The sequence below is a fragment of the Desnuesiella massiliensis genome (assembly GCF_001403615.1).
Classification (GTDB): Bacteria; Bacillota; Clostridia; order Clostridiales; family Clostridiaceae; genus Desnuesiella; species Desnuesiella massiliensis.
Window position 1 is genome coordinate 152895 of record NZ_LN879453.1, and the last position, 12337, is coordinate 165231.

A 12337-nucleotide genomic window follows, 5' to 3' on the forward strand; every position below is an offset into this window, starting at 1 on the left:
ATGGCAAGGTTAAATGTGAATCCAACCAGAATGGAACTCACTAAACTGAAAAAAAGGTTAGTGACAGCAGTAAGAGGTCATAAGCTTTTAAAGGATAAACAAGACGAACTCATGAGACAATTTATAAATCTAGTAAAATATAATAATGAACTTAGAAAATCTGTAGAAGAAGAACTTCAAGGTTCTTTAAAGGATTTCGTCATGGCAAGAGCCGTAATGAGTTCAGAGTTCTTAGAAGAAGCCATTGTTTATCCTAAAGAAAAAATCAGCTTAGAGGTTGGAACAAAAAACGTAATGAGTGTTAATGTACCTGTGATGAACTTTAAAAGAAAGCTTGAAGGCGATGCAGGTAGCATTTACCCCTACGGTTTTGCAAATACCTCTGCAGAATTAGATGGAGCTATAGAAAAGCTATATAGCATTCTACCGAAGCTTCTAGAGTTAGCCCAAGTAGAGAAATCTACACAGCTTATGGCTGATGAAATAGAGAAAACCAGAAGAAGAGTTAATGCTCTAGAATATATGACTATTCCTCAGCTTCAAGAGACTATTAAATATATAAGAATGAAGCTGGATGAAAATGAAAGAGGAGCCTTAACCAGATTGATGAAGGTTAAGAGCATGATAGAGCAAAGAGGATAAGTAAATAGTAAACATAAAAAAGAGTTGAAGCGAAAGCTTTAGCTCTTTTTTCTTGGGCAAAATATATAAAATGAAAGTCATAAGAAGATTTTTTACCTTGAGTAAGTACATAAGCTGGTGTATAAAACAAAGTTTTTAATTTTTACAGTTGATTTCACAATAAGACATAATTTTCAAAAGAATTATTATATCATATATGTAGGATTAAAAAATAGGCGTACCACTATTTTGAATTTTCATATAGGCAATCTTAACAGAGAATATAAACAAATTATAATTATGGAGTAAGTCACTTGATAATAGTTTTTAGACTTGATTTTAATGAGACGTAATTGTAAAAATACGATACATGGGGGAATAATTTTGTCTATAAATATACTTAAAGAACCAAGAGATAAAGAATATGAGAGATTAATACAATATGCTTTTAAAACATGTAAGACTTTTGTATTAGCAGTACAACGAGAAATATTAATATTTTACCCTAAACCTAAGATATTAGAAGAGTTAGAACAGTACAAAGTAAATGGATTAAAAGCACTTTATTATCCTCAAATTAATTATTACAATCATGATACAATACTTTATTTTTATGAGTGTAATGAGGGAGCTAAATCAATTATCATGCAGGCGGTAATGGGACTTTATGACTGGAGACATCCTTACTTACCAGAGGACTTAACTTTTCTTGATGATAAAGGTGATATATGGATGTACAGCATATCTCACGAAAATATTGCTGGAATATACGAAAGAAATATAGATGAAGTTGAATTTATAAAAAGCGAGATTGAATTAGAAATATATTGGAGAGAAAGGGTATATACAGAAGCCGAAGCTATGGAAGCTATTACTAATTTGCATTGCTTAATAGATGGATACTTTTTCTTATTAAGAGCCAATGAAACATGGACTTTAGATGAAAGATTCAGTAATAAAGAGAACTCAGAGCATTATATGTATTGGAATGAATATTTTGATGAATACGATATAAAGGAACATTATTTAGCCTTTGAAATTGCTCATTTGGGTAATTTACTTAAGTTAAATAATCCTATTTATGCTTTTGACTTTTCTAATTTATTAAATGAGGTACAGAATACTAGTTATTTAGAACAATCCTTAATTAGAAACATAGGTGGTAATTCAGAAATACTATATGAATTTCTAGAAAGATTTAAACTAAAGTATAAGAAAAAGTAAATTATATTAATACTTGATAGTTTAATTGAAACATCAAGCTTTTCACATTTTTCTTTAAAATAAATCTAGTTGATTTTGAAGATTCTACAATCAATTGTATCTTATTCTATGATATTTTCCATGGTGAAGAAATAGATAGATTTTCTATGATAAAAGAAAGTTATAGAGTTTTAAAAGATAATGTAGTGTTATCTATACTACCATTCCATTTTTCAAATTATAGGGATAAAGGTGGAAATAAGAAAAAGTATAAAATAGATCAGTTACTTAATTAAATAATAGATTTCAATTTTTAATATTGAATTAAAAGCTAAGAAAAAAGGTTTTTAGCATGTAAGCGACTCCATAAAAAGTGATAAATTTAATTCAAAAAGTATATGTAAAAGTATGGAGCAAAGGTTATTTATGTAATCTAGGAGGAAGATAGAATGATAAGAAGATGCACTTCAAGTGATATTCAGCAAATTGTAGATTTGGCATTTGCAAAAAATAATCAGCCTGAACACAATTCTGCTTTTTGCTGCAAAGAATATAATTCTATACAACAAGATTTTTTAAAGATGATGGAATCAAAAGCAAGTGCTGTTATTGGTTATTTCAAAGAAGAAACTTTAGTGGGCGTGATTGGAATTTTTGTAGATGAAGAAAAATATACGGCAGATTGTTGTGGACCTTTTGTAGCTGTAGAGGATTTTGTTAGCATAGCTAAATTGCTTTTTGACTACGTAAAAAACTATTTCAAAGAAAATTTGCAATACAATTTCTTTTTCGATTCTAGAAATCGAGAATATCTTGCTTTTATGGAGGTTATTCATGCTGAAAATCAAGGCAATGAATGCTGTCTTGCATTAAAACGTCAAAATTATAAGAGAAAGAGCTATGGAATAAATATAATACCACTGCCTGTAGAATATGTTAATGATTTTATGAGTTTACATAACACTATATTTCCTGATGTATATGTATCAGGTATGGATATAATAAATTCTATAGGACAATCTCGAAAAGTGTTTTGTATTATAGAAAATGAAATGCTAATTGGATATAGTGTTTTGAAACGAGCAATAAATAGCTCAAGAGTTACTGCAGAAATCATAGCCATAGATAAAAAGCAGCGTGGAAAAGGTTATGGAAGAGCATTACTAAATGAATTAGCAAAGCAGGCTTTTTATGTTGAAAATGCAGAATTTCTTAATTTAGTTGTTGAAAATATAAATATTAATGCAATGAATTTATATTATACCTTCGGATTTGAGTTAGTTACTGAAAATTGTTTTTACTGTAAAGATAATTGATATGGACTTGTTATAAATGATTTTAAGATAGGAGTTGAAAACATGCTTCCTAAAAGATTAGCGAGAACTGTGATTTATGAAAATCCTTGGGTAAATCTCTATGTTGATAAAGTGATATTTCCTGATGGTAGGCTAATAGAAAAACATCATTATCTCCACTATGATAGGCAATCTGTAGGTGTAGTAATAGAAAATCATAGAAGCGAAATCCTTCTAATTCAATCCTATAGGTATGTAACTAATTCAATAGAATGGGAAATACCTGCTGGAAGAATTGAAGAAGGAGAGTCACCACAAGAAGCTGCTAAAAGAGAAGTATTAGAGGAGACAGGCTATACAGTAACAGAACCACGGCTTATATACACTTTTAATCCTTCAAATGGTATGTCTGATGCAGTTTTCAATATAGTTAAATGTAAAGCTATAAGTAGCATTGATAATTTTGATAAAAATGAACTAAAAGAACTTAAATGGACAACAATTAGTGATATTAAAGAAATGATAGGTAAGAATCAAATAAAATGTGGGCCGTCTTTAATAGGATTACTACTCATTTTATCAGAAGGGATTAGATAATTCCTTTGGAGGAATTATAACCGAAAGGAAAAACTTTGTCCTTTATCAAGATACAGAGATCTCTATTAAAGGACTGTTAATGGAGGGAAGTAAAAATGTCTAACTGTGATTACGGGGACCTAGTAAACAAATGGAATGAAATATTAGTTAAGATAAATTTTGTGGGTGGCAAAACGAGAGAATTAATAATGGAACCTCCAGCTACAAAATCAGAGATTGAAGAAAAAGAAAATAGCTTGGGATTTAGCCTACCGGACTCTTTTAAGGAAGTACTATTGAATTTTTCTAAGCATGTTGAGTTAAACTGGTCTCTTCCCAAAGAAGCAAATTTACCATATGAATTTAAAGAAATATTTTCTGGTGAAATTGGCTGGAGCCTTGAATGGATCGAGGATTTAAATATATTAGCTGAAGAGCTTGAATATAGCCATGGATATGATGAACCAGATTTAAGAAATAAGCTTCAGTTTTTTCAAGTGGGCAATGGAGATATACTAGCGTTTGATGTGCCTCAGAACAGTAGCGAAAGTATAGTTTATTGGAGTCATGAAGGAGCTGGTGTGTTTTATATAGCAGATAATTTTATTTCTTATATAAAAAAAATTACTGATTTATATTGTGTAGGAAGTGAAATATGGCAATTAGAGCCTTTCCTTGATGAGAAAGGATTGAATACAAATAGCGAAGTATCAGGTTATTGGAAGGAATGGTTTGCAAGATTTACAACTATTTCTTTTGAAGAAGCGTCCAGGGATTTAGATAGCTTGATAGAATATATAGAATTTCACGGTCAGATAGGAAAAAAGGAACAGGATGCTTTTAATGCCTTTGATAAAGATATTATTTTTAAAAAGGTGCTACATAGGTTAGCGGTTATAGATCATTGTCAAAAGGAAATACTGTATAAAGTTCTTGGAGAAGTGTTGGGTACTCATATTTCTATTTGGGTAAGATCTCTTTGGTCAAAAGAAAGCAAAATTAATCCGTTAACGAGAACTTATCTTACAGCCATGTGCCTTGCTAGAGAAGAAGCGCTAAGTATTGTATTACCATATGCTAATAAGATGATTACTCAAGGAGCATATGTATATGAGATTAAGGACCATCTAGCGTATTTAAGAAATAATAGAATTATTAATTGGATGAAGGAGTATGTTCCAAATACAAAAGATAATGATCAATGGGCTGACCTTTTTGCATGCTCACATCCATCTTGGAACGATGTCACAGAATGGTTTAAGATGGGTGGGAAATATAGAAAAATAGTATTAAGGGCATTAGAACATATGGTAGATTCATGGACTTCCAGTTACATAAAAGGCAATTTTAAGATTTCTGATAAACCTCATAAACAACAAGTTATTAATGCTCTTGAAGAAATGAAGATATCAGAGTTATTAAAATCTAAGAAAGAAGTGTATGACAAAATAATAAACAATATAGACTTACTCTTATAATTCATTAGTATAAAAGCATCAGTAAGAATATCATTCCTAAGTTCTAACATTTTAACAAATCATATATATTATGGAGGATTTAACTATGGAAAAAATCAACATTAGAAACTATGTTCCAGAAGATATTTCTCAAGTGATTGAAATACAAAAAGAATATAAAAGAAAATATTCCAATTATTCAATTCGTGGAGCGGAAGTATATACTCATCATCCAGTATTTGAAAATGGGAGAAATATTTTTTGTGCATTCGATGATAAAGACAGACTAATTGCATACTCACCTATTGTACCAGCACCAGTAAATGATGATAGCTCAGAAGAATACCCACATTACTTCTGGACAGACATTATATTCAATCCTACAGTAGAAACAGAGACATTAGGCGCAGCAATGAATTTATTGCTCGAAAAGGTAAGAACCAGAGCCATGGAGGTAAAAGCTACTTTCTCTAAGAGAAGGACACGTTTGGCCAGTCTAAAGTTTGCTGAAGAGGTTGAAGGTATTGATTATTATATTGCCAAAGGTTTTGAGCATTACGATACAGTTTATTCAATGAGTAGGAATTTATCTAGCCCCATTGAAGAAGTATCAGTACCTGATGAAGTTGAAATAAAAAGATGGAAAATCTCTACACAAGCAGAAAAACTAAAATACATTAATTCGGATAACTTATCAAACCCAGACAATCCTATAAATCTTGAAAAATTGGAATGGTCCTTAGATGGGCCATGGTCTGTTGGTTCTTCAGTTGGGGCATTTGACAGATGCGGCAATCTGGTAGGTAGCGTTATGGTATATTGGTTTGATGATAGCCATGGAATTACGGAAGAAGTCTTTGTTTTACCACAGTGGAGAAGAAAAGGCATTGCTCAATGTATATTAAAGGAGGCATTAGTCTATCTAAAAGAAGGTGGTAAACTTAGTGCAGAATTAGAGGTTAGAAAATCAAACGGAAAGGCTATAAATCTTTACAAAAGAATGGGATACGAAATAGAGAAAGAAGAATGTTCTCTTGGTATTTTTATTTAGCGAAGAAATATGAAGGCTGTTAGCTGAAAGAATATGCTTTAGAAAGCTTTGAGTCTGTAATCAAGTATAGTATGAATTAGTAGAATATGATGAATTAGTTATACTTTTATATCGTAAAGGGAGATATTAAATTATGGAGTTATGTATTAAAGCCTATAAGGATGAATATAAGTCGATAGTAAGTGATCTTATTTCAGATAATAGTTTTGTAAGAGAAGATATAATAGGATGCTTAGATAGATGTCCACAGTGTGGGTGGATTGTAGAAGGGGAGTGTGGAGTTCTTGCCGTGGGTGTGTTTACTGGGGCAAGTAAAAAGACTAGTATGACTTTATATGTGAAAGCATCAAAAAGAAAAGAAGGAATCGGAAGTATGCTTTTAAAGTCATTAGAGGAGAGTATGAGAAGTGTTGGAGTTGAGGAGACAGTATGTGATTTTAAAGCTAATGAATTAGAAAAATCATTTTTATATAAAAATAGGTACAAGCATTGGTTTCATTCTAATCTTATGGCATATACTGGTTGCAAATTGATAGTAGATAATCATGAAATAATAAATTATGAAGATAAGTATTATGATGAATGTCAAAAGGTATTTAGTGAATCTTTTCATAAAATGCGCTTATCGGTAGGGTTAGAGTCTACGCTGAGCCTTCCAAGTGAAAAAGAGAGAAGAGAATATAAAGAAAATGCAGAAAATATATTTGTATTACGTCATAATAATCAAATAGTAGCAGTTGTTAGAATTGAAGATAATGAAATAGATGCAGTGGCAGTAGGTGTAGAGCATCAAGGTAAAGGATATGGAAAATCTTTAGTAAGCTATGCTGTTAATAAATTATTAGATAGAGGATGTATAAAAGTGACTCTCTGGGTAGTTGAAGGAAATCCAGCAAAATTTTTATATGAGAAATTAGGTTTTATAGCAGAACGCACACATGAATTTGTTGTTAAAAGTATAAAGTAGAAAAGATTATCTATAATTTACTATTAGGAGGCATATGATGAAAACACTAATTATTAATGGTTCTCCAAGGAAAAATGGGGATTCCATGACTTTAGTTAATGAAATGATACATTACCTTCATGGAGATATGAGAGTTGTTCACACTTATTATGATAATATTAATCCCTGCATAGATTGTAGATATTGTTGGCACAATGATGGGTGTTCAATTAATGATGAAATGCAGGAATTATATAAACTTCTTGATGAAGTAGACAACATAATATTAGCCTCACCTCTGCATTTTTCCGAACTTACAGGTAAAATGTTAAGTTTCGCAAGTCGATTACAATGTTTTTTTGTTTTAAGGTGTATAAGAAAAGATAGCAATTTTAAACTGAAAAATAAAAATGGTGTGCTTGTTCTTACTGGAGGTGGTGATGGGAGTCCTAATACAGCAATAGCCAGTGCAAATATTATTTTTAGACATATAAATACAAAATTAATCGGAACTGTTTTATCTTTACAAACAAATGATATACCAGCCAATGAGGATGTTGAAGCTTTAAGTAAAGCTAAAGATTTAGCATTTCGATTAAGTGATTTATATAAAGTGGTATAATGGGGTATTTAAAAAAGGGGGTAGACTATTGAGAAGAGAAATAGATTTGCTTTTAAATAATTGTAATTTAATTGATGGTACAGGAAGCGAAATTAAAAAAAATGTACACATTGGAGTTAAAAATAAAAAAATAGTATTTATAGAGAATAAAGTTATTAATAATGTAATTAATGATGAATGTAAGATATTAAATTTAAATGGTGCAACTATATTGCCTGGATTCATAAATGCTCATGCTCACACAGGGTTTAAATATATAAAAGATGAGGTGTGTGAAGGATTTCAGATTGAATATTTAAATGCTTGCATTAGAGAAGGAATAACAACTATTCGTGATGAAGGAATGCTTAGTGATGCTTCTATAGACAATATGTTAAAACAAAAAAATCTTTTAGATCAGAGTACATCACATCCTAATGTAATTGTTACAGGAAAGTTCTTTTCGGCTCCAGGAGGATATGGTGGACAAGCACCTATTACAGTGTCAACTGTCGAAGAGGTAAGACAGAAAGTAAATGAAATAATAGATCAGGGCATAAGAGTTATAAAGACTGTACTTGACGATGGAATGGATCCTAGTACATTTGGATTGCCTAAATTATCAGAAGAATTGTTAAAAGAAATTTGCAATGTGGCACATAGTAGAGGAGCTAAGGTATCGGCGCATGTAACTCAGGCACATAATCTCGAGGTACTTGTGCGTGCGGGTATAGATGATGCAGGGCATATGGTTTATGACAATTTAAGTGATGATTTAATTAATGATATGATTGAGAAAAATATTTATTTCGTACCAACACTAACTGTATTTAAATTTATACAAGATAAATATGGAGCTCCAATATTAGAGAGTGCCATGAATAATCTAAAGAGATTTATTAAAGCAGGTGGCAAAATTGCACTAGGTGATGACTTTATTGAGGAAGAAGAACCTTGGTATAGATTAGGTATGCCATTAATTGAAATTGAACTTTTACAGGAATGTGGAGTAACACCTATGGAAATTATAGTTGCAGCAACAAAACATGGTTCGGAGGTATGTAATGCTTCAAAGGAAATAGGTACTGTTGAAGTAGGGAAAAATGCAGACTTATTAATATTAAAAGATAATCCACTGGAGAATTTCAATAATATAAGAAATATTCTTATGGTTATAAAAGATGGAAATATTATTGTGAATAAAGATGTCAACTTAAAATTGTGAAGTACCTTTTTATTTTACAATTTCAAATCTAAGTTATTTATGTAATTTAGTAAGAATCAAAGCCATTACTTCGGTGGTTTATGCAAGAGGAGGAAATTCTATATGAAAGTAATAGAGTCATGGCAAGAAGAAAAAGATCAATACATCTTAAACCATGGATTTATGCTTAAAAGAGCTGATAAACTAGAGTTTGAAATTCATGAAACCATATATTCAAATGGTCAAATAATCATAACAAGATTAAGATATATGGGGTTACTCCTAGAGATATAGAACATTTGTATAAACTTGGATATAGGATAAAATGCGAAAGAAGAGTAATGATCCGACCAACTGAAATGTTTGATAATATTGACTGGAATAACGATTTGACTATTAAAACACCAGCTATATCTGATATTCCTCAAATAGGAAAATTGTTTTTTGAAAGTTATAGTGGTGGTATAGATTATGAAGTTTTTGGACATCAGAGCTTAGAAGAAGCTACTATTAATGCTGAAAAAGTTCTAAACACGTATAAATCAAATAATATTCTTGACGGTTCAACTCTGGTTTTCGATAAAAATACCAATGAGTTAATCGCAGCATGCATGGCTGGAATTAGCGGATATTGTGATAATGATTTTTCTGAAATTGGTGAAGTTGCAGTAAAACCAGCCTATAGGAAATTAGGCATTGCTTCTAATATGATAAAGAAAGCTTTAACAAATTTAAAGAAAATATCACCAGCAACAATATTATGCGTTACTATAGGTAATCCAGCGGAAGGTTTGTATCATAAGATGGGATTTTTCTCAGGGGTTAAGTTCACAAATATGTATTTAAGATGAATAACAAAATGTCAAGGGGGCCACCAAGTACCTAGAACAAACTGTGGAAAACATTATTTTTAAATATTATTGAAAATAAAAAAGGGGATGAGACTTTGGAATATCTAAATAAATATAAAATAATTAAAGCTGACTCAGAAGAATGGGCAAGATATCATGCTATCTATAGAGTAAGCAACTTTAATGAATGGATGTCATTAAGCTTTCAAAATGATATAGATCGCTATGCTAAAGCAGATTTCTGTTATTGGATAACAGTATGTGAAAAGAGAATAGGTGGAGCTTTTATAAAACCTAATATGCTTAAATGCGTATTTACTATACCGCCATTTCACAATTACAAAGAACTGATTGAAGTGTTAACGCTGTACATGAATGATATATCTGATAAAAGCAATCCTATCGTAGCTCCAGATGCCGATGTGAAGAATGTTGAATATTATAGAAATGTAGGATTTAACCTTGAGAGAATTGAGAAGCTTATGGTTTGTCCTACAAACGAATTTGACATAAACTTGGAAGAAACCTATAAAGTTGTAACACCTAATATAGAACATGTGGAAGCCATGGCGAAGCTTTATTTTGAAGCATATAGCAATAATAAACTTCCTTATATTGCATCTCAGTCCTATGAGTTTCAACTATCAAATGCCCAAATATACTTTAATCATATAAAATTAGTGAACATTACTAATGAATGGTCTACTTTGGTTTATGATACTGTTACAAATAAGTTTATTGGTGCTTGTATAGTTGGCTTTGTTAATGGTCTACCCTATATACTTGATTTTGTTGTACATCCTGAGTTTCAAAGAAAAGGAATTGCATCCATGATGATGCAGCGGACCTTGAGTCTGCTATATAGAAGCTATCCAGCTATAAGATTAAGTATCACTGAAGGAAATGATGCAGAAGAGTTTTATGATAAATTAGGATTTATTAGTTTAGCAAAAACGGTTTACATGACCAAATGCAAGGAGTAAAAACTGTAATTATAGGTTAGGTTGCATCTGTGAATTATATCTAATTAAAGACAAGAGGAGGAAATAAAAGATACATCGAAGAATGGGCAGGAGTTGGAAAAATACAATATAATAAATAAATTTATAAGGAGGATATTAAAATGAGGGATGCAGAGAAAACCATAGGCAATTTAATTGATAAGGCAGGTGTTTCGTTTATTGGGTCAATAGATGCTGAAGGATTTCCAAATATGAAAGCAATGTTACCGCCAAGAAAAAGAGAGGGAATTAAGCATATTTATTTTACTACTAATACTTCATCTATGAGGGTAAGCCAATATAAGGCAGACCCGAAAGCAAGCGTGTACTTTTGCGACAAACGTTTTTTTAGGGGAGTGATGTTAAAGGGAACTATGGAAGTGCTTGAAGATAGTGATTCCAAAGAAATGATTTGGCGTGAGGGTGATACAATGTATTATCCCTTAGGTGTAAGCGACCCTGATTATTGTGTATTAAAATTTACAGCACATAACGGGCGGTTTTATAGTAATTTTAAATCGGAAAATTTTGATGTTGAATAAAGTTAGTATAAGAAAAACATAGAATAAGAAGTGAATACTTTTCTAAAGTTCAACAATGAGCGTATCATTTATAAAATAAAAGTAAGGGGGGAAGCTGTAACGTGGAAGAAATAGAAATTAGAAGAATGTGTGACTTGGATGATAATGCAAAATACCAAGTAGCAGAGGTGTTCGTTGATGGGTTTTATGAGGAGTTATCTGGTATTTCAAAGAGTACAGACAAGCTTATAAAAGTTTTTGAAAATGCCTTTATTGAAGAGTCATGCTATTTGGCCACCATAAACAATGTAGTGGTGGGCATGGTGTGTTGCTCAGATAGCAAAACAAGGGCTGTAAATATAGAAAAACGAAAATTTCTAAAAGAATTTGGTTTTATAAAAGGAAATATTGTTTATCGAATTCTAAATAGCGAATTTAATAAACCTATAGAATTTGGCGAGAATATTGCCTTTGTGGAATGTATGGCAACTAGAGTTGAAAGCCGTGGCAATGGCGTTGCAACTTCACTATTACAATATATAATTAATAATTTACCATATACAGAATATGTTTTAGATGTAACTGATGTGAATGAAAAAGCGATAAGTCTATATAAAAAGGTTGGATTTAAGGAATTTGAGAGAAAGAAAGAGAGGTATGGAAAGCAAAAGGGATTTAACGAACGCATCTACATGAAATTTAATAAATAGATTTTGGGATAAGATAGGATAGTATTAAAATGATTTAGTATGGATTTTAAAAGGGTAAAGGGGTTACTTTATAGTAATCCCTTTAGCATTATAGGCAGCACCTAAGAAAGGAAGTTTAAGTTTTTGTTTTATAATAATTTCTTCGCTTAATACAAGAGTTTTATGAATATAGATTTTTATACCATCTACTTCATATAAGTTATAGTTTATCTCGTCAGAAAAATTTTTAAGAACCTCGATCCAAAGGTTTTTTAGTATGCCGCCGCTTCAACCACAGGAAGAGGTTACAATTTTTATAAC

At 31.1% G+C, this 12337-nt stretch carries 14 protein-coding genes; all 14 read left to right on the forward strand.

The window, feature by feature from the left end; genetic code table 11:
• The 14 genes from BN2665_RS03315 (at position 1) to BN2665_RS03375 (ending at position 12037) form a co-directional block, all read left to right on the forward strand.
• On the forward strand, positions 1–642 hold the full coding sequence (locus BN2665_RS03315; protein ID WP_055665693.1) for a V-type ATP synthase subunit D: 642 nt from the start codon (positions 1–3) through the stop codon (positions 640–642).
• 363 nt (positions 643–1005) lie between these two features.
• A complete protein-coding gene (locus BN2665_RS03320) occupies positions 1006–1845 on the forward strand; it encodes a hypothetical protein (protein ID WP_055665694.1) in 840 nt (279 codons plus the stop codon).
• Between the two features lie 428 nt (positions 1846–2273).
• Positions 2274–3140 carry a GNAT family N-acetyltransferase gene (locus BN2665_RS03325; protein WP_055665695.1) on the forward strand — a complete coding sequence of 289 codons (867 nt, stop codon included), beginning with the start codon at positions 2274–2276 and terminating at the stop codon, positions 3138–3140.
• A gap of 42 nt (positions 3141–3182) precedes the next feature.
• The gene (locus BN2665_RS03330) at positions 3183–3716 is read left to right on the forward strand and encodes an NUDIX hydrolase (RefSeq protein ID WP_055665696.1); all 534 of its coding nucleotides are present in this window, start codon (positions 3183–3185) and stop codon (positions 3714–3716) included.
• A gap of 95 nt (positions 3717–3811) precedes the next feature.
• On the forward strand, positions 3812–5173 hold the full coding sequence (locus BN2665_RS03335; RefSeq protein WP_055665697.1) for an SMI1/KNR4 family protein: 1362 nt from the start codon (positions 3812–3814) through the stop codon (positions 5171–5173).
• Between the two features lie 85 nt (positions 5174–5258).
• The gene (locus BN2665_RS03340; RefSeq protein WP_055665698.1) at positions 5259–6203 is read left to right on the forward strand and encodes a GNAT family N-acetyltransferase; all 945 of its coding nucleotides are present in this window, start codon (positions 5259–5261) and stop codon (positions 6201–6203) included.
• Positions 6204–6336: 133 nt separating this feature from the next.
• On the forward strand, positions 6337–7170 hold the full coding sequence (locus tag BN2665_RS03345) for a GNAT family N-acetyltransferase (RefSeq protein ID WP_055665699.1): 834 nt from the start codon (positions 6337–6339) through the stop codon (positions 7168–7170).
• A gap of 37 nt (positions 7171–7207) precedes the next feature.
• Positions 7208–7771, forward strand: coding sequence for a flavodoxin family protein (locus tag BN2665_RS03350; protein WP_055665700.1), 564 nt, complete (start codon positions 7208–7210; stop codon positions 7769–7771).
• 28 nt (positions 7772–7799) lie between these two features.
• Entirely contained in the window at positions 7800–8975 is a 1176-nt protein-coding gene (locus BN2665_RS03355) for an amidohydrolase family protein (RefSeq protein WP_055665701.1), read from the forward strand.
• 102 nt (positions 8976–9077) lie between these two features.
• Positions 9078–9248 carry a hypothetical protein gene (locus BN2665_RS27515; protein WP_242865891.1) on the forward strand — a complete coding sequence of 57 codons (171 nt, stop codon included), beginning with the start codon at positions 9078–9080 and terminating at the stop codon, positions 9246–9248.
• Between the two features lie 5 nt (positions 9249–9253).
• Positions 9254–9805, forward strand: coding sequence for a GNAT family N-acetyltransferase (locus BN2665_RS03360; RefSeq protein ID WP_242865892.1), 552 nt, complete (start codon positions 9254–9256; stop codon positions 9803–9805).
• Positions 9806–9900: 95 nt separating this feature from the next.
• A complete protein-coding gene (locus BN2665_RS03365) occupies positions 9901–10788 on the forward strand; it encodes a GNAT family N-acetyltransferase (protein WP_055665702.1) in 888 nt (295 codons plus the stop codon).
• Positions 10789–10928: 140 nt separating this feature from the next.
• On the forward strand, positions 10929–11348 hold the full coding sequence (locus BN2665_RS03370) for a pyridoxamine 5'-phosphate oxidase family protein (RefSeq protein ID WP_055665703.1): 420 nt from the start codon (positions 10929–10931) through the stop codon (positions 11346–11348).
• Between the two features lie 101 nt (positions 11349–11449).
• Positions 11450–12037, forward strand: coding sequence for a GNAT family N-acetyltransferase (locus tag BN2665_RS03375; RefSeq protein ID WP_055665704.1), 588 nt, complete (start codon positions 11450–11452; stop codon positions 12035–12037).
• The last annotated feature ends 300 nt before the right edge of the window (positions 12038–12337 follow it).